The following is a 25,886-nucleotide window of genomic DNA, read 5'->3' on the forward strand; positions in this document are numbered from 1 at the left end:
CGCCGGGGTATGGATCCTGCCGGTCTATGCCGCGCTGGCGCTGCGCAGCTGTGGGCTCAACAGGGGATGTGCGCGATGAGACATCAGGGCTTTGGACGAAGAATGCACAGGCCCGGCTGCCCCAAGCGGCAAGCCTGCAGGGCGACTTTCTGCAAACTCTGGCAGGTACACGGCCAGTTCGTCGAAGTTGGCCACTATCCATGGACATACCCAATGGCGAACCCAGCGGCTCAGTGCAATTCTCGGGTCACCCATCCGAAGGCTGTCTACAAACCGCGGCTTGCTGAATGAGCGCGCCACACACCGCTCCACCAGCGGCGTAGCCTCATCGGCGATCCAGTCCAGGAACGCAGGTGACATCCTGAGACAACTCGCCTTCACAAGATCAATCACCAGATTGTCTAGCGCGCCAATGGCAATGATGGAAGCTTCCTTGGCGGAAATGGGGTGGGTGCGAATCATGGTGCGTTAAAAGCTGGCGCAGGAAAATGCCGGAAAGAACGCTTATCCTGCACGAGCGACATGACACCTTCATGTCGCTCGACCCGCCGGCTCATCTCGTGAAAAACGGCCCACGCGGCCCCATGCCTTGCCTGAACCACCCCAAGCAGTGAAAATAACTCATGCCGGCCAATGTGCAATGCCCCTGCGATGAAGGAATCATCAAGGCACAGCCCGCCTGCACCGGGCCGCCAACGCCCCGAAAAGGCCATGCCCTGGCCGCCACCATCCTCGGCTCTTCCATGGCCTTTATTGACGGCTCGGTCGTCAACATCGCCCTGCCCGCCATCCAGCGCGACTTTGCCGGCAGCGCAGGCGCCAACCTGGCCGCCATGCAGTGGGTGATCAATGCCTACCTGCTGGCGCTGGGATCCCTGTTGCTGGTGGGCGGCTCACTCGGCGACCGGTACGGGCGGCGAACCATTTTCATCATCGGCATTGCCATCTTTACCACCGCCTCTGCGGCCTGCGGGCTGGCCTCCGGCACGCAGGCACTGATTGCCATGCGGGCGCTGCAGGGCGTGGGCGCGGCCTTGCTGGTGCCAGCCAGCCTGGCCATCATTGGCAACGTCTTCGAGGGCGAAGCGCGTGGCAAGGCGATCGGCACCTGGGCGGCGTGGGCGGCCATCACGGGGGCGGCGGGGCCGGTGCTGGGCGGCTGGCTGGTGGATGCCGTGTCGTGGCGTGCCATCTTTTTCCTCAATGTGCCCCTGGCAGTGGCCACCATCTGGCTGGCCGTCTATGCGGTGCCTGACAGCCGCGACCCGGATGCGCCGCGGCATTTCGATTGGCTGGGTGTGCTGCTGGTGGCCGTTGGCCTGGGCACCCTGACCTATGGGCTGACGCTGGCGCCCGGGCGTGGATGGGGCCACGCGAGCGTGCTGTGGCCCATGGTGTGCGGCGTCGCCGCGCTGGCGGCTTTTGGCGTGGCGCAGGCGCGGGTGCATGCGCCCATGATGCCCCCGGCTCTTTTCAAGTCGCGCGATTTTGTGGGGGCCAACCTGCTGACATTGCTGCTTTACTTTGCACTGGCCGGTGTGCTGTTTTTCCTGCCCTTTGTGCTGATCCGCGCCTTCAGTTATTCGGCTACCGCAGCGGGCGCCACGCTGCTGCCTTTTTCCATCATTTTGGGTTTGCTGTCATCAACGGCCGGCAAGGCCATGCATCGCTTTGGCGCCAGGTTCATGCTCACCTGGGGCCCGGTGATCGCAGCGGCTGGCCTGGCGCTGATGGCGCTGCCGAGCGTGGGGTGGTCGTATTGGGCGGGTTTTTTTCCTGCCATGGTGGTGCTGGGCCTGGGCATGACGATTGCTGTGGCGCCGCTCACCACCACCGTGATGAACGCCGTGCCTTCGTCGCATGCCGGCATTGCTTCGGGCGTGAACAATGCAGTGGCGCGCGTGGCGAGTTTGCTGGCCGTGGCCATGTTGGGCGTGGTCTTTTCCCTGGCGTTGGGCGGGCAGATGCAAGGCGCTTCGGCCGAGGCGCTGATCAGGGCGTTTCGCTTCGTGGTGTTTGCCGCGGCGCTGTGTGCGCTGGGTGCGGCCGCCTGCGGCGCCCTGTTCCTGAGGCCTGCGCTCGCACCAGAGAGCCGGCCCTGAGCCGTCATGGCCGGCGACAAGGCCTGGGCTTAAAATTGCGGGTCCGGGCGGCAGCGCATCGCCCCGCATTTATTCCCTCCGACGCGTTCCCCGGCGCGCCTCGACCCGCACCCTGCCCCGCCAGCCGCCTTGAAAGCCGGCTGACGTTCGCACTTCACCCGCCTAAAGTTCTGCTCATGCCATTTTCTTCACTGGGTATTTCGTCCGCGCTCTTGCCCGCCCTGCTCCGCGCCCTGGCCGAAAAAGGCTATCTGGCGCCGACAGCCATTCAGGCGGCGGCGATTCCCGCCATCTTGCAGGGGCGCGACCTGGTCGCTTCGGCCCAGACCGGCTCAGGAAAAACCGCGGCGTTCTCTCTGCCCTTGCTGCAGCAACTTGCCAATGCGCCTGCCGGCACGCCACGGCGCGTGCGCGGGCTGATTCTCGTGCCCACACGCGAGCTGGCGGCGCAGGTGGGCGAATCCATCGTCAGCCTGGGCAAATACCTGCCGCACCGGATCAAGGTGGCGGTGGTATTTGGCGGGGTATCCATCAACCCGCAAATGATGAACCTGCGCGGCGGCGCCGACATCGTGGTGGCCACGCCGGGCCGCCTGCTGGACCTGGTTGAGCACAACGCGCTGAGTCTTGCCGCAGTCAGCACGCTGGTGCTGGACGAAGCCGATCGCCTGCTCGACATGGGCTTTGGCGAGGAACTGGGCCGCATCCTGAAACTGCTGCCGCCCAAGCGCCAGAACCTTTTTTTCTCGGCCACCTTTCCGCCGGCCATCGAGGCGCTGGCCCAAAGCCTGCTGCGCGACCCCCTGCGCATTGAAGTGCAGGCGACGCCCGAGGCCAAGCCCGACATCGCCCAGCGGGCCATTGAAGTGGATGCAAGCCGGCGCACCCAGCTGCTGCGCCATCTGGTGCAAAGCGAGCGCTGGAGCCGCGTGCTGGTGTTTGTGGCGACCAAGCACGCCGCCGAAATCGTGGCCGACAAGCTGCGCAAGGCCGACATCGAGGCCGAGCCCTTTCACGGCGAACTGAGCCAGGGCAAACGCAATCAGGTCTTGCTGGACTTCAAGGCCAGCACCGTGCAAGTGGTGGTGGCCACCGATGTGGCCGCCCGCGGCATCGACATTGCACAAATGCCGGTGGTGGTGAACTACGACCTGCCGCGCTCCGCCGTGGATTACACGCACCGCATTGGCCGCACCGGCCGCGCCGGCGAAAGCGGCCTGGCCATCAGTTTTGTGAGCGCAGGCACCGAGGCGCACTTCCGGCTGATTGAAAAGCGCCAGCATGTGAGCGTGCCGCGTGAACAGATCGCCGGATTTGAACGGCTTGAAGTGCTGGTGCCCAATCCGGCTGACCCGTCCGCCAATGGCGGCATCAAGGGCACACGCCCGAGCAAGAAAGACAAGCTGCGCGCTGCGGCCGCCGCCCTCGCGCAGGGAACGCCCCCCAAAGACTGAGTGGCCTCCAAACCGGCGGCTCCGGCTGCCGGCAAGTGATGGCAGGGATGATTTACTCGTCGCCGAAGTCGTCCAATGGGTTGTCCTGCGAATCACCCTGCGGCCTGGCCGTGCGATGGCCGGGCTTGCTCAGCACTTCGACATAAAACTGAGCGCCTCCGTCTGCCAGCAGGGCGTCAATCGAGCGGATCAAATCGGCAATGGACACTGGCACAGCGCTGGCTTCGTCGACACCGGACCTGCAATCAAAGTCCCAGAAATCAACACCGGCCGGCAGGGCCTTGGCGCGTTCGCGTTTGACGTACTTGCGGATGTCGTGTTTGCTCGCTTCCAACAGGCGATCGCGGTTCTTGCCTTCAATATTGAGCTGGTAGGTTTTTCTCACGGGTATCCTTGGTGTGTCATGTGTGTGGCGAATGCCGCCGGCAGGCGCATCAGAATTGCGCAGCCTGATTCAGAAGCGTTCGATTATCGGTCCCGACACGGTGCCAGGCCAAACAGCCCCTTTACCGGCCAATGCGTAAGCACCGGAACTGAAGGTGGTGAGCGGGACGCTGTTTGCGCTGTTTTTCATGGGCGCGGTACTGCAGCTGCGGCGCTTGCACAGCAGGAATGCCGCGCCGGCCGGCGCACTGGCGGCTGCCCGCTGAGCGGGCGAAGAGCGTCAGGCGGCCAATAAAACCTTGTCAATGGCCTCGTGCAGGTGCTGCAGGCCGAAGGACACATCGGTGAACACGCCGTTGACATAAAACGCCGGTGTCCCTCGCACGCCCAGATGCTGCCCGCCCTGCATGTACTCCTGCACACGCTGCAGGTAGACATGGTCATTCATCTCGTTCTGGAAGCGCGGCAGGTTCAACCCCACCTGCCCGGCGTAATCGAGCAGGTGCTTTTCCTTGAGATGCTGCTGGTGCTCAAAAAGCAGTTCGTACATCGGCCAGAACTTGCCCTGGGCGCCGGCGGCTTCCGCCGCTTCGGCGGCCAGTTCGGCATGCGGGTGTATCTCGCGCAAGGGGAAGTGGCGAAAGACAAAACGCAGCTGGCGGTCAAAATGGGGAAGCATGATTTTCAGCGCCGCATGGGCCTGAAAACACGAGGGGCATTCAAAGTCGCCGTACTCAATGAGTGTGACCGGGGCGGAGCCCGCGCCACGAATGTGGTCGGTGGCCTCGTCCGGCGATAGCAAACGGTCCGGGTTGGTGTGGGCGCTCATGAGAATGACCTTTCAACAGTGCGCTAACGGCGCTTTCACGCGCCGTCCGCACAGTATGCGCCGCTGCCGCATCCTGATCAATGCGGCAGCACAGGCCATGCCCACAACCCGGCTTTGGGGCGGTCAGCCTGCCGCGGCGGCGTTCTCCAGCGCTTCGTCAAGCGCCTTGCAGGAGGGGGAGCACACGGCCTGGGATTTACCCAGCACCTTGCGTGTGCCCATCAGGGAGCGGGCCCGATGTTTGCCGCACATGAAACACGACATGGTGGCGGCACCAAAAGACGTAGTAGCGGCAAACGGGGAACCCGACACCTTGGACTTGTAGCGCAGGCCGTCAGCGAGGACAGCGGTTTTGGCGTCAGCTCTTGCCATGGTTTGGATCTTCCTTGGGTTGGTTGGTTGAGTGGTTCGAGGCCCGGCGCATGGCGCGGTTCAGGGCCTCCTTGGCCTCGCGTTCTGCAGCCAGCGAGGCATCCAGCGCCGAGCGGCAAAGCCCCGCATACTGGTAGTTGACGTTTTCGTACAGCTCGGCCGCCGCCGGATGGGTATCGAGCAAGGCGCCCAGCGCCGTACCGGGTTCGACATCGCCCAGTTCGTTGACCAGGTGCAGCACCACGGAGCGGTACTGCTCGGCACCGACCGGCTCGGTACTGCATTCAAGCCGCTCCAGCAGCTCGGCCAGCACATGCGTTACCGTCAGGTCGGTTTTGTGGGGGTGTGGTTTGATAGCGTTCATGGACAAAATTTGGGGACTCCATCCCCAAATACAAGCAGCTGGCGGGGTCTGCACCGCAGCGCCTGCCGGTGTTTTCCTAGCCCCGGCGGGCCTTAACCGCTATATTTTTCATAGCTGGCAACGCTTGTCCGTCGTGGGCTGGAGCCGTATTTTACTGCAAAAAGCATGCCAAGGCACTATCCCGGCATATCGAGAGGTCTTTCGCCAAAAACAAAACCGCCGCCAATCCCCCAAATACCTGCGCGAGAAGCTCTTGATTTGCCAGCCGATTCCGCGCCGACGACCCATGCGCCCTCGCTCACGCGGGCAGGCCTTTCACGGCCAGATGGTTCACCAGCAGCTGCGCTGCAGCCGACAGGCCGGCTTCATCCCGAAAGCAGATGGCAAAACGGCGACTGGCCCAGGGCTCGTCCAGCGGCAGTACCCGCAGGCCATAGGTGCGCGCATAGGCCTCGGCCACTTCATGCGGCACCACGCTGATGGCCAGGTTGGCGCGCACCACCCGCAGTGCGGCCTCAAAGTTGGAGACGATGACGCGGTGCACGATGGCCTTGCCTAGCAGCGCGGCGGCACGCTGCAGCATCACCTGCACGGCGCTGTGCACCGGCAGGCTGACATGTTCGTAGTCCAGCGTCTGCTCGAAGCGCAGGGTCTCGTGTACGGCCAGCGGGTGTGAGGGATGGACCACGATGGCGAGGTGGTCGGTGCGGTAGCTGCGCGACTGCAGGCCCGTCAGGTCGGCGGCGTCCCAGCAGATGCCGACCGAGGCCACGCCCTCCTTGATGCCGCGAATCACGTCTGGGCTGACTCTTTCTTCCATGTTGACCTGGATGTCGTGGTGCGCCGGCGCCTGCAAAAAGGCCGCCACATCATCGGCCAGGGACTCCGCCATCACGGAAGCCGTGGCCAGGATGCGCACCTGGCCGCGCACACCCTGCGCGTAAGCGGCCATGTCGCGCTCGATGCGGTCGGCGCTGGCCAGCATGGTGCGCGCGTGCTCCAGCAGGCTCTCGCCGGCCGGCGTGGGTTCGACGCCGCGCCGCCGCCGTATCAGCAGCGGGGTTCCTACCGTGTCTTCCAGCTGCGCCAGCCGCTTGCTGATGGCCGAGCCGACGATATGGGCCTGCTCGGCGGCCCGGGCGATGCTGCGTGTCTCGCACACCGCAGCGAACAGCCTCAGGGTGGTCATGTCCAGGTCTCTCATGGGCAACTCCTGCCGGGCGACTGACTCGCCTTGCCTTGCATTAGCCAACTATCCATTCCGAAATGGAACGACACTGCTTCCAAAATTGATCATTAAAAGCATTTGGGAAATTCTAAACTGAGGGCCAAATTTCAATCACGGAGACAGTCAGTGACTATGCTTTCGGCCACCTCGGCCTCAAATACGGGACCGGCTTTCCCAAGGCCCTCCTTACCCGGACAAGCCTGCATTCGTGAAGTGGGCCTGCGCGACGGGCTGCAAAGCCTTGCCAGCGTCATGCCCACCGCGCACAAACTGCAATGGATTCGCGAGGCTTACGACGCCGGTCAGCGCGAAATCGAGGTCGGCTCCTTTGTGCCGGCGCGCCTGCTGCCGCAGCTGGCCGACACCGCCGAGCTGGTGGCCTTTGCGAAAACACTGCCGGGCCTGGTCACCTCGGTACTGGTGCCCAACCTCAAAGGCGCCGAACGCGCCATCGAATCAGGTGCCGATCTGATGCTGCTGCCGCTCTCGGCCAGCCATGCCCACAGCCTGGCCAATTTGCGCAAGACACCCGATGAAGTGGTCGAGGAGATCGCCCGCATCCGCGCCGCGCGCGATACCTCGGGCTCCGCCATCCGCATCGAAGTAGGCTTCAGCACGGCCTTTGGCTGCACGCTGCAGGGCCGGGTGGAACCGGCCGAAGTGCTGCGGCTGCTCCAGGCCGTGCTGGACGCCGGGGCAGACTGCGTGGGCCTGGCCGACACGGTGGGCTATGCCGACCCGGAGATGGTCCGCCAGCTGTTTGAGCTGGCGCTGCCCATCGCCGGCGAGCGCTTGAACTGCGGCCACTTCCACGATACCCGCGGCTTGGGGCTGGCCAATGTCTATGCCGCGCTGCAAACCGGCATCACGCGCTTCGACGCCTGCCTGGCCGGCATCGGCGGCTGCCCGCACGCGCCCGGCGCCAGCGGCAATGTGGCCAGCGAAGACCTGGCCTACATGTTTGCCAGCATGGGCATAGCCACCGGCATCGACTTCGACAAGCTGATGGCTTTGCGCGCCAAGGTAGCCGGCTGGCTGGAAGGCGAAACCCTGCACGGCACCCTGTGGCGCGCAGGCCTGCCCAGAACCATGCGGGCCGCGGCGGTCACTGTATAAACACCCCCTTTCCCAAAGAAACCTGCATGCAAAACCATCCCCCTTCCGCCGCACCGCAGCCGCTGGCCGGCCTGCGCGTCGTTGAATTCACCCACATGGTCATGGGCCCCACCTGCGGCATGGTGCTGGCCGACATGGGGGCCGAGGTCATCAAGGTCGAGCCCCTGGACGGCGATCGCACCCGCCACCTGCTGGGCGCCGGCGCGGGCTTTTTCCCGCTGTTCAACCGCAACAAGAAAAGCATAGGCATCAACCTGCACGATGCGACCGGCGCGGAAGTGGCGCGCAAGCTCTGCGCCAGCGCCGATGTGGTGGCCGAAAACTTCAAGCCCGGCACCATGGCCAAATACGGCCTCGACTACAGCGCCTTGAGCGCCGTCAACCCGCGTGTGATTTATGCCAGCCACAAGGGCTTTCTGCCCGGCCCCTACGACCACCGCACCGCGCTGGACGAGGTGGTGCAGATGATGGGCGGCCTGGCCTACATGACGGGCCGCCCCGGCGACCCGCTGCGCGCCGGCACCAGCGTGAACGACATCATGGGAGGCCTGTTTGGCGCCATCGGCGTGCTGGGTGCGCTGATCCAGCGCGGCATCACCGGCAAGGGCATGGAGGTGCAGTCGGCGCTGTTCGAGAACAATGTGTTCCTGGTCGGCCAGCACATGCTGCAATACGCCATCACCGGCCAGCCGGCCGCCCCCATGCCCGACCGCATTTCAGCCTGGGCGGTGTACGACGTGTTCACGGTGAAGGATGGCGAGCAGATCTTCCTGGCGGCAGTCAGTGATTCGCAATGGGCCACGTTCTGCGATGTGCTGGGGTTTGCCGACCTCAAGGCCGACCCGCGCTACACCACCAACAACCAGCGCGTCACCCTGCGCCCCACCCTGCTGCCCCTGCTGCGCGAACGCCTGGCCGCCCGCAGCGCGGCGGACCTGGCGGCACTGTTTGAAAAAGCGGGCCTGCCCTTCGCGCCTATCCGCAAGCCCGAGGAACTCTACGACGACGAGCACCTGCTGGCAACGGGCGGCCTGGCCGACATCACGCTGCCCGATGGCAAGCGCGCCGGCGAAACCGCGAAAACCACGCTGTGCCCCTTCACCATGGACGGCCAGCGCCTGGGCGTGCGGCTCAACCCCCCAACGCTGGGTGAACACACGCGGGAACTGCTCGCCGGCCTGGGCTACACCGCCGGCGCGATCGAAAGCCTGCACAGGCAGGCGGCCGTGGCCTGAATGGCCCGGACCACTTCGACGATTTCAACGATTCATTAAAAACGGAGACAAGCATGACTGCAGCAACGACAAAACTCACGAAAACCAGCCGCCGACAAACCCTGCGCGGCCTGGGCGCCCTGCTGCTGGGCGGCAGCTTCATCAGCACGCCGCTGGCGGTGCTGGCACAAACGGGGGAGCGGGCCGTGCGCTTTATCCTGCCGGTGGGGGCCGGTTCGGGGGTGGACACCATTGTTCGCGCCGCCGGCGTCGCGCTGGGCAAGACGCTGGGGCGCCCGGTCGTCGTTGACAACCAGCCCGGCGCCGGCGGCATTGTGGGCACGGCGAACCTCGTCAAATCGGCACCCGACGGCATGACGCTGAGCGTGGTCTCCAACAACCATGTGGTCTACCCCAGCGTCTACAAGTCACTGCCGTTCGACCCAATTGCCGACATCACCCCCATCTGCGTGCTCGGCAGCACGCCCTTTGTGCTGGTGGTCAATCCGCTCCGCTTGCCGGCCAGCAACGTCAAGGAGCTGGTGGCGCTGCTCAAGGCCAAACCCGACGCCTACAACTACGCCTCATCCGGCAACGGCACCATCCTGCATCTGGCCGCTGAAATGTTTATGGAAGAGGCGCAGGTCAAGGCCAAGCACATCCCGTACAAGGGGGTGGGCCCCATGATTGCCGACCTGATTGGCGGACAGGTGGATCTGGGCGTGCTGGCGCTGCCTGCAGTTCAGGCGCATCTCAAAAGCGGTGCCCTGCGCGCCATCGGTGTGGGCGGCAGCAGCCGCGTAGCTGCGGCCCCCGACATCCCTACCATCGCCGAACAGGGCCTGCCCAACTACAACATCGAAGGCTGGTTTGCCGTGGTGGGCCCGGCCAAACTGCCGGCGGCCGAGGTCAAGCGCATCCAGGCCGCAGTGACTGCCGCCTATGCCACGCCGGAAGTGAAAGAAGCCATGGCCAAACAGGGCAACACCATCAACCCGAGCAGCCCGGAAGCGGCCGCGCAGTATTTCCGCAGCGAACTCGCCAAGTACGCCAAGCTGGTCAAAAAGGCCGGGGTTGAATTGCAATGAGACCCCACTCCAGGCAGCGTCAACCACTATGTTTTCAATAGCATCTTGCACCCACCAATAAAGGGCGCCAGCGGGATTTGAGCGACAAACCTGGCCGGATGCCCGCGCCGGCAGGGTTGACAGATTGGCTTGTGTGACAGTTCAGCTGCACCGTGGATGGACGACGCGAATGAGCGATTTACTTGGGCGCGTAGATCTGGTCGAAGGAGCCGCCATCCACAAAATGGTCCTTGGCCTTGCTCCAGCCGCCAAAGGCCTGGTCTATGGTGAAGAGATTCAGCTTGGGGAACTGCCTGGCGTACCTGGCCTTGGCTTTCTCGCTGGTGGGACGGTAGTAGTTCCTGCCGGCAATGTCCTGCCCTTCGTCGGAGTACAGGTACTCCAGGTAGGCCTGGGCCACCTTGCGGGTGCCCTTGCGGTCGACGGTCCTGTCCACCACGGCCACCGTGGGCTCGGCCACTATGCTCGCGGAAGGCACCACCATCTCAAACTTTTCGGCGCCGAATTCCTTGAGCACCAGAAAGGCCTCGTTTTCCCAGGCGATCAGCACATCGCCCACGGCGCGCTGCGCAAACGTGATGGTGGAGCCGCGGGCGCCCGTGTCGAGCACCGGCACGTTTTTGTAAAGCCTGGTGATGAAGTCCCTGGCGCCGGCGTCGCCGCCGAACTTGCGCTTGCCGTATTCCCAGCCTGCCAGGTAATTCCACTGGGCGCCGGCCGAGGTCTTGGGGTTGGGGGTGATCACGGCCACGCCGGGCTTGATCAGGTCGTCCCAGTCCTTGATGCCCTTGGGATTGCCCTTTTTGACCAGGAAAATAATGGTCGAGGTGTAGGGCGCGGAATTGTGCGGCAGGCGTTTTTGCCAATCCGGGGCCACCAGGCCGCCGTTTTTGACCAGCGCGTCAATATCCGGCGCCAGCCCCAGGGTCACCACGTCGGCGTCAATGCCGTCAATGACGGAGCGGGCCTGTTTGCCGGATCCGCCGTGCGACTGCCTGATGCTCACGTCCTGGCCGGCTTTGGCCTTCCAGTATTTGGCAAACGCCGCGTTGTATTCCACATAAAGCTCACGGGTGGGGTCATAAGACACATTGAGCAGCGTCACCGGCGGCTGCTGGGCATGGCTGGCCAGAACTGACCCTGCCAGCGCTACGGCCAATGCCAGGCGGGTAGAAACATTGATAAAGTGGCGACGTGAACTCATGGTTGGCTTTCTTTTCCAAAAAATGCATTTGAATGCGAACAAAATGGATTCTGGAAGCTGGCCTTGAAAACTGGAACGAATAAAAACTCAGTTCTTTATTCCTTAAACATCCTAGGATTCGCCACCCTGGGAAACTCGAAGCGACAATAAGCCGCTACAGGCGCCTTTGGCCGACTGGAAGCCGACGCGATTGAGCCCGGCCGGCCCCTCAACCCACGATTTACGAAAGAATCACGCACATGGCACGTCTCGTTCACTGCATCAAGCTCGGCAAGGAAGCCGAAGGCCTGGACTTTCCCCCGTATCCCGGCCCGCTGGGCAAGCGCCTCTGGGAACAGGTCAGCAAGGAAGCCTGGGCCGAATGGATGAAGCAGCAAACCATGCTGGTCAATGAAAACCGGCTGAATCTGGCCGATGCGCGCGCCCGCCAATACCTGGCGCGGCAAATGGAAAAACACTTTTTTGGCGAAGGTGCCGACGTGGCGCAAGGCTACGTGCCCCCGAGCAGCACCTGAACCCCGCGGATGCCCGAGCGCATTGAATGGCTGGCCGACGGCACGGCGGGCGGCAGCCCCTACAGCCCGCGCTTTGGCGACCGCTACCGCAGCGAACTCGGCGGCCTGGACCAGGCGCGTGAAGTTTTCCTCAAAGGCTGCGGCCTGCCCGCGGCATGGGCGAATCAGCCGCAATGGTGTGTACTGGAGACCGGTTTTGGCCTGGGGCTGAATTTTCTGGTGACCTGGGCCGCCTGGAAGGCCGACCCGCTACGCCCTCGCCTGCTGCATTTCGTCTCGACGGAGGCCTTTCCGGCCAGCGCCGCGGATGTGCTGCGCAGCGCCCAAACCCATCCCGAGCTTCTGCCTTTTGCACAGGAACTGCAGGCCCAGCTGTGGGGCCTGCTGCCGGGGTTTCACCGGCTGGTCTTTGAGGGCGGCCAGCTGCTGTTGACGCTTTGCATTGGCGATGCCAAAGCCATGCTGCGCGAGCAGTCTTTTGAGGCCGATTCGGTTTACCTCGACGGCTTCAGCCCGCAGCGCAACCCGGACATCTGGGACCTGCACACCTTCAAGGCCGTTGCGCGCTGCTGCCGGCGCGGCACGCGCGTGGCCACCTGGACGGTGGCGCGCAGCGTGCGCGATGCGCTGACGCAAGCCGGTTTTGTGGTGAAAAAAGTCCCCGGCATACCGCCCAAGCGCGACAACCTGCAGGGCGACTACAACCCCGCCTGGGAGCCCAGGAAGACGCGGGCGGCCCCGGTGCGCCAAGCTGCATCGCGCTGCCTCGTCATTGGCGCTGGCCTGGCCGGCGCGGCAGTGGCGGCCAGCCTGGCGCGCCGCGGCTGGCAGGTGCTGGTGCTCGATGCGGCGGCGACACCGGCCGCCGGCGCCTCCGGCCTGCCCGCCGGCGTGATGGCGCCCCATGTCTCACCCGACGACAGCCAGCTGTCGCGCCTGTCGCGCAGCGGCATCCGGGCCAGCCTGCAACAGGCTGGCGCTTTGCTGCAAGCCGGCCAGGACTGGAGCCCCACGGGGGTGCTGGAGCACGGCGTGGAGCATGCTCGCAAGCTGCCTGCCGCCTTGCAGCAGGGACGGGATTTGAGCGAAGCCGCGCACGATTGGACACGCCCGGCAAGCGCCGAACAGCTGGCAAGCTGCGGCCTGCCGCCTGAAACACCGGCGCTGTGGCATGTGCAAGCCGGCTGGATCAAACCGGCCAGCCTGGTGAAGGCCTGGCTGGCGACACCGGGCGTTGAATGGCGCGGGAATGCCAAGGTGACTCAATTGACCCATCGATCCGGATCATGGCAGGCGCTCGATGCCGCCGGGCAGGCATTGGCCAGCGCCGATCTGCTGGTGCTGGCGGCAGGCCATGCCAGCCGCGCGCTGGCCGTCACCGCCGGCCAGCCGTCAGTGCCGGCCTTGCAGGCCATTCGCGGCCAAATGTCGTGGGCCTTGCATGGGCCATGCACGGCGCAGGCACTGCCGGCTTTCCCGGTGAACGGCCACGGCAGCCTGATTCCCGCGTTCCCGCATGAGGAAGGGCTTGCCTGGATCACGGGCGGCACCTTTGAGCGGGACAAGGCCAGTGCCGACATCCGGCCCGAGGACGGGCAGCTCAATTTCAGCAAGCTGCAAGCCCTGCTGCCGAAAACCGCGCAAGGGCTGGCAAATCAGTTTGAAGGTGGAGAAATCCAGGCCTGGGCGGGCGTTCGCTGTGCAACGCCCAGCCGGCTGCCCGCGCTGGGCCCCCTGCAGGCGCCGAACTTGTGGCTGTGCAGCGGCATGGGCTCGCGCGGCCTGAGCTTTGCCGCGCTGTGTGCCGAACTGCTGGCCGCCCAATTGCACGCAGAACCCTTGCCGCTGGAGCAGCGCCTGGCCGATGCGCTGCTGCCCCAGCACGCCCTGCCCGCGCAGGGTCCGGCGGCTTGAAGGAATAAAAAATTCAATGAAAACTGCTTCCAGCCCAGGCAGTACGGGCACATATAGCTATTTTATTCATAGCAAATCACCAAAGCCAGCGGCCCCACTCAGCCCGCATTGAGCCATGGTGACCGGGGCTTAGCCGCCTGGCCGCCCACGCGTCCGGTCAGGTCTTACTTCATGGCCTCGGCAGGGCGGCGCGCCCTGACATAGGCATCACTGGGCAAATAGGCCTTGCCGTCGGCATAGCGCCACTGCGCCATCGTGCCCCGGTTGCCACGCAGCTCCAGCTTGCCCACATAGGCGCCCATGGTGGACTGCTGGTCAATTGCGCGGAATTCAGCCGGACCGAAGGGAGTGGAAAACTTCAGGCCGCGCAGCGCCAGCACCAGCTTTTCATTGTCGGTGGAATTGGCCTTTTTGATGGCCGCAAAAATGGCCTGCATGGTGGCGTAGCCGACGACCGAGCCGACCTTGGGGTACTCGTTGAAGCGGCGGTAGTAGTTGGCGGCAAAACTGGCGTGTTCGCGCGAATCGATCTGGTCCCAGGGATAGCCGGTCACAATCCAGTTCCTGGGCGTTTCGTCTTTCAGCACATCCAGGTATTCGGGCTCGCCCGACAGCATGGACACCACGGGCACCTTGGGGAAAATGCCGCGCTGGTTGCCTTCCCGCACCAATTTGGCGAGATCGGCGCCAAAAGTCACATTAAAAATCGCATCGGGCTTCGCTTGCATCGTGGACGTCAGGGTGGTGCCGGCGTCCAGCTTGCCCTGTGCCGGCCATTGCTCGCTCACGAATTCCACATCCGGGCGCCTGGCTTTGAGCAACTCCTTGAAGCTGGCGACCGCGCTCTGGCCGTATTCGTAATTGGGCGCAATCGTGGCCCAGCGTTTGGCCGGCAGCTTGACCGCTTCCTCCACCAGCATGGCCGCCTGCATATAGGTACTGGGGCGCAGGCGGAAGGTGTAGCGGTTGCCCTTGTCCCAGACGATGGCATCGGTCAGCGGCTCACTGGCAATAAATACCCGCTTGTTTTTCAGCGCATGGTCGGCGAGCGCCAGGCCAACATTGGACAAAAAGCCGCCGGCCAGCACATCGACCTTTTCCTTGGAGGTCAGCTCAACGGCATGGCGCAGCGCTTCCTCGGGTTTGCCGGCGTCGTCACGTGCAATGACCTCCACCTTGCGGCCCAGCAGGCCGCCGGCCACATTGATCTCTTCCACGGCGAGCTGCCAGCCCTGACGGTAAGGCTGGGTGAACTGCGGCATCGTCGAATAACTGTTGATTTCGCCGATCTTGATGGGCGCCTTGGGGGCCGCCTGCGCCAGCACCGCCGCCATGAGGGACGCCAGCACCCAACTGCCCAGCAGGACAGGTTTCATAAATTTCACGGTTTTCTCCAAAAGTAAGAATTCGGTCCATCCGGTCGGCGCGCGCCGGCTGCCCACCCGGGAAATGCAGGGACTGTACCAGCGCACACGGCTTTTAATTGCGGCGCTTTAGCGGCTCACCCTATTTGGTTTACGCCAATAGTCCGGAAAAATCCATGGAAACCCGCATGGCCACTGGTGAATATGCTTATTCGCATAAAGGCAGAACAAATGTGTAGTTTGTTTTCATAAGTGGTGCATTTACATTTTCCGGCTTATGCATGAATTTGCCTTTGTATTTGCCGGTTTTGCCGTGGGTCTTGTGGTGGGCCTGACGGGCGTTGGCGGCGGCTCGCTGATGACGCCGCTGCTGATCTTCGTTTTCGGCATCAAACCCCACCTGGCCATTGGCACCGACCTGCTGTTTGCCGCTTTCACCAAGATGGGCGGCACCGTGAGCCTGGCGCGCGCCCGCGTGGTGGACTGGCGCATCGTCGGCCAGGTCGCAGCGGGCAGCATCCCGGCAACTCTGGCCACACTGTATCTATTGCAGCGGCTCGGCCCGGCCAATCCGGCCACGCAGACGCTCATGACCACCACCCTGGGGCTGGCGCTGCTGCTGACGGCGGTCGCCACGTTCTACAAAGCCGTGCGCGGCAAGGCCGCTCCCACAAGAATCGCCCCCGAATTGATCGACCAGGCCACGCGCGCGCGCCATTGGGCGCTGCCCGTGTTGTTTGGCGCCGTCATTGGCTCGCTGGTCACCATCACCTCGGTCGGTGCCGGTGCCGTTGGCGTGATTGTGCTGATGCTGCTCTACCCCGCCTTGCCGCTGCCGCGCATTGTGGCGGCCGACATTGCCCACGCCGTGCCGCTCACGCTGGTGGCTGGCCTGGGACACGCCTCCATAGGTTCGGTAGACTGGCCCCTTTTGCTCAAGCTGCTGGCCGGCTCGCTGCCCGGCATCTGGGTGGGCGCGCACCTGGTGCATAAAACGCCTGACCGCGTCATACGCTCGCTGCTGTCCCTGCTGCTGGCCTATGCGGGTGCAAAGCTCATCTCCATCTAGACGGCCGGACAGCCTGAGTTCCAATTTCAAAATTCAAATAAACCCACGTTGACTCGTTAAATAGCTGACAGCCATGTACCAATACACAGAATTTGACCACCAGTTTGTGAAAGCCCGTGCCAGCCAGTACCGTGACCAGCTCACGCGCTGGCAGGCAGGCCAGTTGCCCGAAGACGAATTCCGGCCACTGCGCCTGCAAAACGGCTGGTATGTACAGCGCTACGCGCCCATGCTGCGCGTCGCCGTCCCCTATGGCGAACTCTCCAGTGCCCAGCTGCGCGTGCTGGCCAAAATCGCCCGGGACTACGACCAGCCCAATGCCGCCCTGCTCGAAGGCGCGCAGGCCACCCAGGACAAGCTGGGCGCCATTCCGCTGAAAAACGGCCAGTCGGTGCATTCGAAACTGACCAAGGGCTACGCCCACTTCACCACGCGCCAGAACGTGCAGTACAACTGGATTCCGCTGGACAAGTCGGCTGATGTGATGGACCTGCTGGCCAGCGTCAACATGCACGGCATCCAGACCAGCGGCAACTGCATCCGCAACATCACCAGCGACGCCCTTGCCGGCATTGCCGTGGACGAAATTGCCGACCCGCGGCCGTTTGGCGAGATCATGCGCCAGTGGAGCACGCTGCACCCCGAGTTCTCCTTCCTGCCACGCAAGTTCAAGATCGCCATCAGCGGCGCCAGGGAAGACCGCGCCGCCATCGGCTGGCACGACGTCGGCCTGCAACTGCTGCGCAACGCCGAGGGCGAGCTGGGCTTCAAGGTGCTGGTGGGCGGCGGCATGGGCCGCACACCGATCATTGGCACGGTGATCCGCGAGTTCCTGCCCTGGAACCAGATCATGAACTACCTGGAAGCCGTGGTACGCGTGTACAACCGCTATGGCCGCCGGGACAACATCTACAAGGCCCGCATCAAGATCCTGGTGAAGGCCGAAGGGCAGCGCTACATCGACGACGTGGAAGCCGAATACAAGCAGATCATGGAACACGACGGCGGCCCGCACACCATCACGCAGGCCGAATACGACCGCGTGGCCGCCTGCTTTGTGCCTCCCGCGCTCAACTGCGACCGCAAGGACGCCGACGCCAAGATCGCCCACATCCTGCGCGCAGCGGCGGAAGACGATATCGAATTCGGCCGCTGGCTGCAGCAGAACGTCGCGCCGCACCAAAACCCCGACCTGCGCGCCGTGACGCTGTCCTTCAAGCGCCTGGGCCAGGCGCCGGGCGACGCCACGGCCGACCAGCTCGATACGGCCGCCGATCTGGCCGACCGCTTCAGCGCCGGCGAGGTTCGCGTCACGCACGAGCAGAACCTGTTGCTGCCCTGGGTGCGCTGCGACGAGCTGCCGGAACTCTGGCGCGCGGCCCGCAAGGCCGGCTTTGCCAAGCCCAACATCCACCTGCTGACCGACATGATTGCCTGCCCCGGCGGCGACTTCTGCGCGCTGGCCAATGCGCGCTCGATTCCGATCGCCGAAGCCATCACCGAGCGCTACCAGGACCTGGACGAGCTGCACGACCTCGGCGAGATCGATCTGCACATCAGCGGCTGCATCAACTCCTGCGGCCACCACCACAGCGGCCATATCGGCATCTTGGGCGTCGACAAGGACGGCAAGGAGTGGTACCAGGTGTCGCTGGGCGGCTCGGACGGCTCCACGCTGTCCGGCCCCGCCGTGCCCGGCAAGGCCGTAGGCCCGTCCTTCTCGGCCGCCGAGGTCCCCGAAGTGATCGAAGCCGTGCTGGAAACCTACCGTCAGCAGCGCGAAGGCCGCGAGACCTTTATCGCCACCCTGCGCCGCGTCGGGGCCGAGCCCTTCAAGGCCGCCGCGAATGGTGCGCGTTTCAGCGCCACCCGCACCGAATCGGCCGAAACCAGCGCCGCCTGAAGCGCCCACCTTGCCGCACCACCCAAGGACCGAATTACTATGAAATTAATAGCTGCCAGCGCCCAATTCACAGGGACTACAGGCCAAAATACCGTTGAACTGGCGAATGACGCCGATCCCTTCCAGCTGTCCCTGGCGGGCGTGGACCGGATTGATCTGAACTTCCCCAAATTCACCGACGGCCGGGCCTTCAGCCAGGCGTTCCTGCTGCGCCGCCGGCTCGGCTTCAAGGGCGAGATCCGCGCCACCGGCGATGTGCTGGTCGACCAGCTGGCGCAAATGGAGCGCAGCGGCTTTGACGTCGCCGTGCTGCGCGCCGACCAGGACATGGCGGTTGCCCAGCGCGTGCTGGCCGCCTACCCGGGCTACGGCGTCGGCAAATACCAGGGCGATGCGGTGGATATCCAGCCGCACTTCATCACAGCAACCACGGCCTGAAAGCAGAAAGTACGAGCATGGGTGCCATTTCCCTTTACGCCAAGGCTTCGCCGGATTTCGCGCAGAAACTCGCGCACAGCCTGGAACTGCTGAAATCTTCCGCAGCGACCTATTCCCCGCTCACGCAGGCCTCCAGCCTGGGCGCCGAAGACATGGTGGTGACCCACCTGCTGCAGGAAGCTGGTATTGACTGCAGTATTTTTGTGCTGGACACCGGCATGCTGCACGCCGAAACCCTGGCGCTGGTGGGCCGCATCGAAGAGCGCTACCAGCGCAAGGTGGATATTTATCGCCCGGTCGAAAGCGCCGCCTCGGCCTTCGTGCAGACGAACGGCCCGGATGCGATGTACAAAAGCCTGGAATTGCGCAAGGCATGCTGCCATATCCGCAAAATGGAGCCGCTGGAGCGCGCCCTGGCCGGCAAAAACGGCTGGTTGACCGGCCTGCGCCGCGAGCAGTCCAGCGCCCGCGCCGAAGTGCATGACATCGAGCAGCAGGCCGAGCGCGTGAAGGTCAACCCGCTGGCCGACTGGACCTGGGGTGACGTGTGGCACTACATCTCGCTCAACGCCATTCCCTACAACCCGCTGCACGACCAGTTTTTCCCCAGCATAGGCTGCGCGCCCTGCACCCGCGCCGTCACGCTGGGTGAAGACTTCCGTTCGGGCCGCTGGTGGTGGGAGCAGGAAAGCGCCAAGGAGTGCGGCCTGCACGTTGCCGCTGACGGCACCCACGAAGCGCAGGAGCCCGCCGCTTTCGAGCCCCTGTCCAGCATCATTCCCATCCGAGAGATACCCGCATGAACGCCCGAACCGAACCCCAGTTGCTGGCCAAGCTGAGCAATGCCCACCTCGATGCGCTCGAGGAAGAAACCATCTTCATCCTGCGCGAAGTGGCCGCTGCTTTTGAACGCCCGGCCCTGCTGTTTTCGGGCGGCAAGGACTCGCTGGTGATGCTCAAGTGCGCCGAGAAGGCCTTTGGCGTCGGCCGCATCCCCTACCCGCTGCTGATGATAGACACCGGCCACAACTTCCACGAAGTGACCGATTTCCGCGACCTGCGTGCGAAGGAACTCGGCGCCGAGCTGATCGTGCGCAACGTTGAAGACTCGATGAAACGCGGCACCGTGCGCCTGGCGCACCCCGGCGAGTCGCGCAATGTGCACCAGTCGGTCACGCTGCTGGAAGCCATCGACGAGTTCCGCTTCGATGCGCTGATAGGCGGCGCGCGCCGCGACGAAGAAAAAGCCCGCGCCAAGGAGCGCATCTTTTCGCACCGCGACAGTTTCGGCCAGTGGCAGCCCAAGGCCCAGCGCCCGGAACTCTGGACCTTGTTCAACACCCGGCTGCAGCCCGGCGAGCACTTTCGCGTGTTCCCGATCTCCAACTGGACCGAACTCGACGTGTGGCAGTACATCGAGCGCGAGCAGATTGCGCTGCCCTCGCTCTACTATGCCCACCAGCGCAAGGTGGTCGAACGCAAGGGCCTGCTGGTGCCGGTGACCGAACTCACGCCGGCGCGCGATGGCGAACAGGTGGTTGAAAAGACCGTGCGTTTCCGTACGGTCGGCGACATCACCTGCACCTGCCCGGTCGACAGCCCGGCCGCCACGGCCGCCGAGATCGTGATCGAGACGCTGGCCGCCGACGTGAGCGAGCGCGGCGCCACGCGCATGGACGACAAAACCTCCGACGCTTCCATGGAAAAGCGCAAGAAAGACGGGTATTTCTGATGAGCACTATTGATTTGATAGCTGGTGGCGCACAAGCAGCAGGGGCTGCAGACCAGAATGACCTGAAGCCCGCGCTGAAGTTCATCACCTGCGGCTCGGTCGACGACGGCAAGAGCACCTTGATCGGCCGCCTGCTGGTGGATAGCCGCGCGGTGCTGCAGGACCACCTGGCCGGCGTGCAGCGCGGCGGCGAGACCGACCTGGCCCTGCTGACCGATGGCCTCTCGGCCGAGCGCGAGCAGGGCATCACCATCGACGTGGCCTACCGCTACTTCGCCACCGAGCACCGCAAGTTCATCATCGGCGACGCGCCGGGTCACGAGCAGTACACCCGCAACATGGTCACGGCCGCCTCCAGCGCCGACGCCGCCGTGGTGCTGGTCGACGCCACCAAGCTCGACTGGAAAAACCCGCAGCTGGAGCTGCTGCCGCAAACGCGCCGCCATTCGCTGCTGGTGAACCTGCTGCGCGTGCCCACCATCGTGTTCGCGGTGAACAAGCTCGACGCGGTGGAAGACTCCACGCTGGCCTTCAACAACATTCACGCCGCGCTCGGCGCCTTTGCCGAAGCCGCGAAAATCCCGGTCCAGGCCACCGTGCCCGTCTCGGCCCTGAAAGGCCACAACGTGGTCGATGCCCTGCCCGGCTGGTGCGGCTATGCGGGCCCGTCGCTGCTGGAGCTGCTGGAACACCTGCCGGCGACGCACGCGGAGGCCAACGAATCATTTGCCTTCCCGGTGCAATGGGTCGAAAAATTCTCCTCCTCGTCCGACACCTCCCAGGGCCGGCGCGTCTTCTGGGGCCGTGTCGCCACCTGTGGCGTGCAAGCCGGCCAGACCGTGACCGTGCTGCCCAGCGGCCAGACCGCCGTGGTGGCGCAGGTGCTGAACCATGCACGCCAGCCCAAGGCCATTGCGGCCGGCCACAGCGCCGGCATCGTGCTGGACCGCGAAGTCGATGTGTCGCGCGGCGACTGGCTGCTGGCCCCCGACACTTTTACGCCCTCGCGCGAGCTGTCGGTCACCATAGCCTGGATGGACGACGAGCCGCTGGTCGCGGGCCGCGTCTACTGGGCGCTGCACGGCCACCGCTGGGTCAAGGCCAAGGTCAGGCGCATCGTGCACAAGCTCGATGTCAATACCCTGGCCGAGGAAGACGCCAGCGAACTGCCGCCCAATGCCATCGGCCATATCCAGCTGAGCCTGCAGGAGCCCCTGGCCACCCTGCCCTATGCGCGTTCACGCATCCTGGGCTCGCTGGTGCTGGTCGATACGGCCTCGCACAAGACTTCTGGCGCCGCGCTGATTCTTTGATTTTTCATATAACAAGCCCCTCTTAACCCTGTTACCGGAAACCTCTTAAAATTGAGGGTTTCCACCGATTAGCCAACAACACCATGACACACGTCGTCTCCGAATCCTGTATCCGTTGCAAGTACACCGACTGTGTCGATGTCTGTCCCGTGGATTGCTTCCGCGAAGGCCCCAACATGCTGGTGATCGATCCCGACGAGTGCATTGACTGCGCGGTGTGCATTCCCGAGTGCCCGGTCAACGCCATCTATGCCGAGGAAGACGTGCCGGCCGACCAGCTGGACTTCATCAAGATCAACGCCGACCTGAGCCGCGCCGCGGGCTGGAAGAGCATCACCAAGCGCAAGGATGCCCTGCCGGATGCCGAAGAGTGGAAAGACAAGACCGATAAGCGGTCTGAACTGGTGCGCTGACACCCGTCCCGTACGCCGCCTGTCCTGAACCGCTCCCCGAGCCGTATTTAAAAAGCAAGCCTGAAAAACATGGAACCTCAACTGAACCAAGAAGTGATCAACACCGCGGCCCAGCACGACGGCCCCATCGAAACCGATGCCGTCATTGTGGGCGCCGGCCCTGTGGGCCTTTTTCAGGTGTTTGAACTGGGCCTGCTCGATATCAAGGCGCATATCATCGACTCGCTGGCCTACCCCGGTGGCCAGCCCATCGAGCTCTACCCCGACAAGCCCATCTATGACATTCCCGCGGTTCCGGTGTGCACCGGCAAGGAATTGACCGACAGCCTGCTCAAGCAGATCGAGCCTTTTGGCGCGACCTTTCACCTGGGCCAGGAAGTCAGCGTGGTGCAAAAGCAGGCCGATGGCCGCTTTTTTGTCGAAACCTCCAAGGGCACGAAGTTTCTGACCAAGACCATTTTCATTGCCGCTGGCGTGGGGGCTTTCCAGCCCAAGCTGCTGCGCGTGGACGGTCTGGACCAGTTCAACGACAGCCAGCTGTTTTACCGCGTCAAGAATCCGGCAGACTTTGCCGGCAAAAACCTGGTGATCGTCGGCGGCGGCGACTCGGCGCTCGACTGGACCTTGAACTTCGTGGCCGAAGGCCCGAACAAGGCCGAAAGCGTGATCCTGATCCACCGCCGCGACGGCTTCAAGGCTGCGCCTTCCAGCGTGGCCAAAATGAAAGAACTGTGCGACCAGTACGAGATGCAATTCATCATCGGCCAGGTCACGGGCTACGAAGAAAAAGACGGCAAGCTGACCGGTGCGAAAGTCACCGGCGCTGACGGCGTGACGCGTGTGGTGCCACTGGATGTGCTGCTGGTCTTCTTTGGCCTGTCACCCAAACTCGGCCCCATCGCCGACTGGGGCCTGGACATTGAGCGCAAGCAGCTGCAGGTGGACACCGAAAAGTTCTCGACCAACATTCCGGGCATCTTCGCGGTCGGTGACATCAACACCTACCCCGGCAAGAAAAAGCTGATCCTGAGCGGCTTCCATGAATGCGCGCTGGCCGCCTTTGGCGCGGCGCCTTTCATCTTCCCGGACAAGAAGATCCACCTGCAATACACCACCACCAGCCCCAAGCTGCACAAGGTGCTGGGTGTGGAATCGCCAGTCTTCGACTGAGCCCTGCCCTCGCCCGCCAAAAAGCCCGCACCCCGCGGGCTTTTTTTTTCGCCTCAATCGGAGTCCATGATCGTGGGAGGGTCTAGCGGTGCCAGCAAGGCGTGCAGGTCCTCAGGCGTGAACTTGCCGGCCATGGCGCTGTCGCTGCCCAGCACGCCCTCGGCCAGCGCCGTCTTGCGGGCTTGCAGTTCCAGAATGCGCTCTTCGATGCTGCCCTCGACCACCAACTTGTAAACAAACACCGGCTGGTCTTGCCCGATGCGGTGGGCACGCGCCGTGGCCTGCTGCTCGGCGGCCGGGTTCCACCAGGGGTCCACATGGATCACGGTGTCGGCCGCCGTGAGGTTGAGCCCCACGCCGCCGGCCTTCAGGCTGACCAGCAGGATGGGCACCGCCCCTTGCTGAAACTGGCGCACCAGTGCGCCGCGCTTCGGCGGCGGGGTGTCACCGGTCAACGACAGCCAGGGCAGTTGCAAGGCCTGCAGCTCGGCTTCAATCAACGCCAGCATGGCGGTGAATTGCGAAAACACCAGCACACGCCGGCCTTCGGCGAGCAGCTCTGGCAGCATGAGGCGCAGCAGTTCCAGCTTGGCGCGCTGCATGCTCCTGACCGGCTTCACGCCCTTGAGCAGGTAGGGGTCGCAGCAGACCTGGCGCAGTTTCAGCAGCGCATCGAGGATGGTGATCTGGGCACCGGCAAAGCTGTTGCGCCGCAAGATCCGGCGCACCTGCGCATCGGCCGCCACGCGCACGCTTTCATACAGCGCCCGCTGACGGCCCTGCAGTTGCACCTTCTTGATGACCTCGGTGAGCGCTGGCAACTCTGTGGCCACCTCATCCTTGCGGCGGCGCAGGATAAACGGCCGCACACGCTGCGCCAGCAACTGGGCCCGCAGCGTTTCGCCGTTGGTTTCTATCGGTTTGCGCCACAGACGCGCAAAGCTGCGCGCATCGCCCAGAAAACCCGGCATCAGAAAATCAAACTGCGCCCAGAGCTCGCCCAGATGGTTCTCCAGCGGTGTACCGGTCAGGCACAGGCGGTGGCGGGCCTGCAGGCTTCGCAATGCGCGCGCCGTACGGCCGGCGGCGTTTTTCACCCATTGCGCCTCATCCAGAATCAGCAGATGAAAAGGCTGGCGGGCCAGCACCTCGATATCACGCCACAACAGGGGGTAGGTGGTCAGCACCACGTCATGCCCGGCCATGCGGCAAAAATCCTCGGACCGCCCCGGGCCTTGAAGCGTCAACACACGCAAACCGGGCGCCATGCGCCGGGCCTCGGCCTGCCAGTTGAACACCAGCGAGGTCGGCACCAGCACCAGCGAAGGCCAGGTCGCCCGCCCTTCCTGCTTTTCGATCAGCAAATGCGCCAGCGCCTGCGCGGTTTTACCCAGCCCCATGTCGTCAGCCAGAATGCCGCCGAGTTGCTGCGCGCGCAGATACTGCAGCCAGGCCACGCCGTGACGCTGATAAGGCCGTAGCGTGACGCCCAGGCCTGCGGGCGATGCCACCGGCGGCGGACCACCCGTTCCCTGCAGCCGCTGCGCCAACTGGCGCAGCCCGGCATCGCCCTGCCATTGCCAGGCATCATGCAGGCCGGAGCGAACAGCGCCGGCATCCAGAAGCTCCAGACGCCAGGCATCCCAGGCCGACAGTCGCAGCGGGCCTTCCACGCGCTGCGGGTCGGTCAGCAAGTCCAGCATGGCGCCCACAATGGCCTTCAGCAAGGCCGCGGGCGCCTCTATGCGTTTGCCGCCGGGTGCACGCAGCTGAATCAGGGCCTGGTCGTCAATGGCAAACACCTGCCGGGCATTGAGCCAGCGATGATCACGCCGCAGCAGATCGGCCAGCAAGGGCGCGAGGTCCAGCGTGTCCCCAGCCACCTCGACACCCAGCGTCAGCAACCACGAGCCTTCGCGCGCCGGCAAGCCCAAGGCGCTCACCACGGGTGCGCGACCACGCATGGGCGCTGCGACTTCTTTGCCCAGTACCTCACCGGTATCGGGGCTGAGAATCAGGCGCCAGGCATCCACGGCCACGCTCTCATGCGCAAATCCGGGACGGACCACCACGGCCCAGCCCTGCGCCTGCAGGGCTGGCAGCTGATCGGCCCAAAAATCCCAAAAAAATTCTTCCTGCACCAGCGACCACAGGTGTTCATGGCCGACCGCCATCTCCTCGCTGCGCCACTGCAGGGAGTCTGCCGGCACGGGGTAAAGGCCGAGAGCCCACACACGATCCATGGCTTCGGCTTCCGCAGGCAAGTCGCGCCGCAGGCTGACCCGCTGGCCTTGCTTGTTTCTCAGCGGCTGGATCGCTGCGGCGCGGCTATTGAGCACGCTGGAAGGCGCCGGTGTTTCCCAATGCAGGCCATCGCGGGTGCCATAGGTCCAGTCGACCTGCACCACGGTAACACTGTCGCCGCGGGCGCCAAACGGGCCGCAGGGCTTCATGCCCAGCAAGCCGTCGCCGCGCGTCAGGGTTTGCAGCGTCAGGCGCGGGCGAAACCGGCCCGTCACCATGGCCACGCTGGCGGCAACATCCTCGCCGGCGTGAAGCCCTGGATCTGGCGTGTTCTTGCGGAGCGGCATGGGCGCCATTGTCCACGCCCTCCTCCGGTTTTTCGCCCCGCCCCCGCTCAAAAACCGATGTCCCAATCGGCTCTACAATTTGCGCTGTGTTCGAAAGAACACTTTCGCT

24 protein-coding genes are annotated in these 25,886 nt (G+C 64.2%); 15 read left to right on the top strand and 9 right to left on the bottom strand.

All coding sequences use genetic code 11. The features are described from left to right. Positions 1-24: 24 nt before the first annotated feature. Complete coding sequence (locus tag PJE01S_RS25275; protein WP_157090381.1) at positions 25-462, bottom strand: hypothetical protein; 438 nt, start codon at positions 460-462, stop codon at positions 25-27. 161 nt (positions 463-623) lie between these two features. Between PJE01S_RS25275 and PJE01S_RS17815 the strand changes: the two genes are divergently transcribed. Both PJE01S_RS17815 and PJE01S_RS17820 read left to right on the top strand, forming a co-directional pair. Next, positions 624-2,102 carry a DHA2 family efflux MFS transporter permease subunit gene (locus tag PJE01S_RS17815; RefSeq protein WP_068834990.1) on the top strand — a complete coding sequence of 493 codons (1,479 nt, stop codon included), beginning with the start codon at positions 624-626 and terminating at the stop codon, positions 2,100-2,102. A 176-nt stretch (positions 2,103-2,278) separates the two neighbouring features. Further along, on the top strand, positions 2,279-3,556 hold the full coding sequence (locus PJE01S_RS17820) for a DEAD/DEAH box helicase (RefSeq protein ID WP_068834991.1): 1,278 nt from the start codon (positions 2,279-2,281) through the stop codon (positions 3,554-3,556). A gap of 52 nt (positions 3,557-3,608) precedes the next feature. Here the strand turns inward: PJE01S_RS17820 and PJE01S_RS17825 are convergent, their stop codons facing one another. From PJE01S_RS17825 to PJE01S_RS17845, 5 genes are all read right to left on the bottom strand, one after another. Further along, positions 3,609-3,941 (bottom strand): DUF6172 family protein, encoded by a 333-nt coding sequence (locus tag PJE01S_RS17825; RefSeq protein WP_068834992.1) that lies wholly within the window; start codon positions 3,939-3,941, stop codon positions 3,609-3,611. Positions 3,942-4,220: 279 nt separating this feature from the next. Next, the gene (locus tag PJE01S_RS17830) at positions 4,221-4,769 is read right to left on the bottom strand and encodes a DsbA family protein (protein WP_068834993.1); all 549 of its coding nucleotides are present in this window, start codon (positions 4,767-4,769) and stop codon (positions 4,221-4,223) included. A gap of 123 nt (positions 4,770-4,892) precedes the next feature. Then, positions 4,893-5,141 carry a hypothetical protein gene (locus PJE01S_RS17835; protein ID WP_068834994.1) on the bottom strand — a complete coding sequence of 83 codons (249 nt, stop codon included), beginning with the start codon at positions 5,139-5,141 and terminating at the stop codon, positions 4,893-4,895. Continuing rightward, entirely contained in the window at positions 5,128-5,505 is a 378-nt protein-coding gene (locus PJE01S_RS17840) for a hypothetical protein (RefSeq protein WP_068834995.1), read from the bottom strand. The genes PJE01S_RS17835 and PJE01S_RS17840 overlap by 14 nt, the downstream gene beginning before the upstream one ends. A 298-nt stretch (positions 5,506-5,803) precedes the next feature. Continuing rightward, positions 5,804-6,709 (bottom strand): LysR family transcriptional regulator, encoded by a 906-nt coding sequence (locus PJE01S_RS17845; RefSeq protein WP_068834996.1) that lies wholly within the window; start codon positions 6,707-6,709, stop codon positions 5,804-5,806. Positions 6,710-6,865: 156 nt separating this feature from the next. Here PJE01S_RS17845 and PJE01S_RS17850 point away from each other — a divergent pair, with 156 nt between their 5' ends. Genes PJE01S_RS17850 through PJE01S_RS17860 form a run of 3 tightly spaced genes read left to right on the top strand, consistent with a single transcriptional unit; the run spans position 6,866 to position 10,151 of the window. Then, on the top strand, positions 6,866-7,849 hold the full coding sequence (locus PJE01S_RS17850) for a hydroxymethylglutaryl-CoA lyase (RefSeq protein ID WP_068834997.1): 984 nt from the start codon (positions 6,866-6,868) through the stop codon (positions 7,847-7,849). Between the two features lie 26 nt (positions 7,850-7,875). Continuing rightward, positions 7,876-9,084 (top strand): CaiB/BaiF CoA transferase family protein, encoded by a 1,209-nt coding sequence (locus tag PJE01S_RS17855; protein ID WP_068834998.1) that lies wholly within the window; start codon positions 7,876-7,878, stop codon positions 9,082-9,084. 53 nt (positions 9,085-9,137) lie between these two features. Beyond that, positions 9,138-10,151 (top strand): Bug family tripartite tricarboxylate transporter substrate binding protein, encoded by a 1,014-nt coding sequence (locus tag PJE01S_RS17860; RefSeq protein ID WP_068834999.1) that lies wholly within the window; start codon positions 9,138-9,140, stop codon positions 10,149-10,151. Positions 10,152-10,329: 178 nt separating this feature from the next. Here the strand turns inward: PJE01S_RS17860 and PJE01S_RS17865 are convergent, their stop codons facing one another. After that, positions 10,330-11,355: a sulfate ABC transporter substrate-binding protein gene (locus tag PJE01S_RS17865; RefSeq protein ID WP_068835000.1), complete on the bottom strand. Its 1,026-nt coding sequence runs from the start codon at positions 11,353-11,355 to the stop codon at positions 10,330-10,332. Positions 11,356-11,594: 239 nt separating this feature from the next. Between PJE01S_RS17865 and PJE01S_RS17870 the strand changes: the two genes are divergently transcribed. Beyond that, positions 11,595-11,870 (top strand): oxidative damage protection protein, encoded by a 276-nt coding sequence (locus PJE01S_RS17870; RefSeq protein ID WP_068835001.1) that lies wholly within the window; start codon positions 11,595-11,597, stop codon positions 11,868-11,870. A 9-nt stretch (positions 11,871-11,879) separates the two neighbouring features. Then, on the top strand, positions 11,880-13,784 hold the full coding sequence (mnmC, locus tag PJE01S_RS17875; protein WP_068835002.1) for a bifunctional tRNA (5-methylaminomethyl-2-thiouridine)(34)-methyltransferase MnmC2/FAD-dependent 5-carboxymethylaminomethyl-2-thiouridine(34) oxidoreductase MnmC1: 1,905 nt from the start codon (positions 11,880-11,882) through the stop codon (positions 13,782-13,784). 164 nt (positions 13,785-13,948) lie between these two features. Here mnmC and PJE01S_RS17880 read toward each other — a convergent pair whose 3' ends face one another. After that, on the bottom strand, positions 13,949-15,160 hold the full coding sequence (locus PJE01S_RS17880) for an ABC transporter substrate-binding protein (RefSeq protein ID WP_068835029.1): 1,212 nt from the start codon (positions 15,158-15,160) through the stop codon (positions 13,949-13,951). 265 nt (positions 15,161-15,425) lie between these two features. Here PJE01S_RS17880 and PJE01S_RS17885 point away from each other — a divergent pair, with 265 nt between their 5' ends. The 8 genes from PJE01S_RS17885 to PJE01S_RS17920 all read left to right on the top strand — a co-directional run bounded on the left by PJE01S_RS17885 (position 15,426) and on the right by PJE01S_RS17920 (position 23,186). Continuing rightward, on the top strand, positions 15,426-16,217 hold the full coding sequence (locus PJE01S_RS17885; RefSeq protein ID WP_068835003.1) for a sulfite exporter TauE/SafE family protein: 792 nt from the start codon (positions 15,426-15,428) through the stop codon (positions 16,215-16,217). Between the two features lie 73 nt (positions 16,218-16,290). Continuing rightward, on the top strand, positions 16,291-18,120 hold the full coding sequence (locus PJE01S_RS17890; protein ID WP_068835004.1) for a nitrite/sulfite reductase: 1,830 nt from the start codon (positions 16,291-16,293) through the stop codon (positions 18,118-18,120). Between the two features lie 39 nt (positions 18,121-18,159). Beyond that, complete coding sequence (locus PJE01S_RS17895; RefSeq protein WP_068835005.1) at positions 18,160-18,558, top strand: DUF934 domain-containing protein; 399 nt, start codon at positions 18,160-18,162, stop codon at positions 18,556-18,558. Positions 18,559-18,575: 17 nt separating this feature from the next. Continuing rightward, positions 18,576-19,361: a phosphoadenylyl-sulfate reductase gene (locus tag PJE01S_RS17900; RefSeq protein ID WP_068835006.1), complete on the top strand. Its 786-nt coding sequence runs from the start codon at positions 18,576-18,578 to the stop codon at positions 19,359-19,361. Beyond that, positions 19,358-20,290 carry a sulfate adenylyltransferase subunit CysD gene (cysD, locus tag PJE01S_RS17905; RefSeq protein ID WP_068835007.1) on the top strand — a complete coding sequence of 311 codons (933 nt, stop codon included), beginning with the start codon at positions 19,358-19,360 and terminating at the stop codon, positions 20,288-20,290. The genes PJE01S_RS17900 and cysD overlap by 4 nt, the downstream gene beginning before the upstream one ends. Then, the gene (locus tag PJE01S_RS17910; RefSeq protein ID WP_068835008.1) at positions 20,290-21,603 is read left to right on the top strand and encodes a sulfate adenylyltransferase subunit 1; all 1,314 of its coding nucleotides are present in this window, start codon (positions 20,290-20,292) and stop codon (positions 21,601-21,603) included. Before cysD ends, PJE01S_RS17910 begins: the two co-directional genes overlap by 1 nt. Positions 21,604-21,686: 83 nt before the next feature. Continuing rightward, on the top strand, positions 21,687-22,016 hold the full coding sequence (gene fdxA / locus PJE01S_RS17915; protein WP_068835009.1) for a ferredoxin FdxA: 330 nt from the start codon (positions 21,687-21,689) through the stop codon (positions 22,014-22,016). A 69-nt stretch (positions 22,017-22,085) separates the two neighbouring features. Next, on the top strand, positions 22,086-23,186 hold the full coding sequence (locus tag PJE01S_RS17920; RefSeq protein ID WP_068835010.1) for an NAD(P)/FAD-dependent oxidoreductase: 1,101 nt from the start codon (positions 22,086-22,088) through the stop codon (positions 23,184-23,186). Positions 23,187-23,239: 53 nt separating this feature from the next. Here PJE01S_RS17920 and PJE01S_RS17925 read toward each other — a convergent pair whose 3' ends face one another. Continuing rightward, positions 23,240-25,708: a DEAD/DEAH box helicase gene (locus PJE01S_RS17925; protein WP_068835030.1), complete on the bottom strand. Its 2,469-nt coding sequence runs from the start codon at positions 25,706-25,708 to the stop codon at positions 23,240-23,242. Between the last annotated feature and the right edge of the window lie 178 nt (positions 25,709-25,886).

It is taken from the genome of Polaromonas jejuensis NBRC 106434, assembly GCF_001598235.1.
GTDB lineage: Bacteria > Pseudomonadota > Gammaproteobacteria > Burkholderiales > Burkholderiaceae_C > Polaromonas > Polaromonas jejuensis.

Coding starts and splice junctions, on each gene's coding strand:
- PJE01S_RS25275 (WP_157090381.1), bottom strand. CDS start 462: ATGATTCGCACCCACCCCATTTCCGCCAAGGAAGCTTCCATCATTGCC.
- PJE01S_RS17835 (WP_068834994.1), bottom strand. CDS start 5,141: ATGGCAAGAGCTGACGCCAAAACCGCTGTCCTCGCTGACGGCCTGCGC.
- PJE01S_RS17900 (WP_068835006.1), top strand. CDS start 18,576: ATGGGTGCCATTTCCCTTTACGCCAAGGCTTCGCCGGATTTCGCGCAG.
- fdxA (WP_068835009.1), top strand. CDS start 21,687: ATGACACACGTCGTCTCCGAATCCTGTATCCGTTGCAAGTACACCGAC.
- PJE01S_RS17895 (WP_068835005.1), top strand. CDS start 18,160: ATGAAATTAATAGCTGCCAGCGCCCAATTCACAGGGACTACAGGCCAA.
- PJE01S_RS17870 (WP_068835001.1), top strand. CDS start 11,595: ATGGCACGTCTCGTTCACTGCATCAAGCTCGGCAAGGAAGCCGAAGGC.
- PJE01S_RS17830 (WP_068834993.1), bottom strand. CDS start 4,769: ATGAGCGCCCACACCAACCCGGACCGTTTGCTATCGCCGGACGAGGCC.
- PJE01S_RS17855 (WP_068834998.1), top strand. CDS start 7,876: ATGCAAAACCATCCCCCTTCCGCCGCACCGCAGCCGCTGGCCGGCCTG.
- PJE01S_RS17850 (WP_068834997.1), top strand. CDS start 6,866: ATGCTTTCGGCCACCTCGGCCTCAAATACGGGACCGGCTTTCCCAAGG.
- PJE01S_RS17885 (WP_068835003.1), top strand. CDS start 15,426: ATGCATGAATTTGCCTTTGTATTTGCCGGTTTTGCCGTGGGTCTTGTG.
- PJE01S_RS17820 (WP_068834991.1), top strand. CDS start 2,279: ATGCCATTTTCTTCACTGGGTATTTCGTCCGCGCTCTTGCCCGCCCTG.
- PJE01S_RS17925 (WP_068835030.1), bottom strand. CDS start 25,708: ATGGTGACGGGCCGGTTTCGCCCGCGCCTGACGCTGCAAACCCTGACG.
- PJE01S_RS17890 (WP_068835004.1), top strand. CDS start 16,291: ATGTACCAATACACAGAATTTGACCACCAGTTTGTGAAAGCCCGTGCC.
- PJE01S_RS17845 (WP_068834996.1), bottom strand. CDS start 6,709: ATGAGAGACCTGGACATGACCACCCTGAGGCTGTTCGCTGCGGTGTGC.
- mnmC (WP_068835002.1), top strand. CDS start 11,880: ATGCCCGAGCGCATTGAATGGCTGGCCGACGGCACGGCGGGCGGCAGC.
- PJE01S_RS17920 (WP_068835010.1), top strand. CDS start 22,086: ATGGAACCTCAACTGAACCAAGAAGTGATCAACACCGCGGCCCAGCAC.
- PJE01S_RS17865 (WP_068835000.1), bottom strand. CDS start 11,355: ATGAGTTCACGTCGCCACTTTATCAATGTTTCTACCCGCCTGGCATTG.
- PJE01S_RS17910 (WP_068835008.1), top strand. CDS start 20,290: ATGAGCACTATTGATTTGATAGCTGGTGGCGCACAAGCAGCAGGGGCT.
- PJE01S_RS17860 (WP_068834999.1), top strand. CDS start 9,138: ATGACTGCAGCAACGACAAAACTCACGAAAACCAGCCGCCGACAAACC.
- PJE01S_RS17815 (WP_068834990.1), top strand. CDS start 624: ATGCCGGCCAATGTGCAATGCCCCTGCGATGAAGGAATCATCAAGGCA.
- cysD (WP_068835007.1), top strand. CDS start 19,358: ATGAACGCCCGAACCGAACCCCAGTTGCTGGCCAAGCTGAGCAATGCC.
- PJE01S_RS17880 (WP_068835029.1), bottom strand. CDS start 15,160: ATGAAACCTGTCCTGCTGGGCAGTTGGGTGCTGGCGTCCCTCATGGCG.
- PJE01S_RS17840 (WP_068834995.1), bottom strand. CDS start 5,505: ATGAACGCTATCAAACCACACCCCCACAAAACCGACCTGACGGTAACG.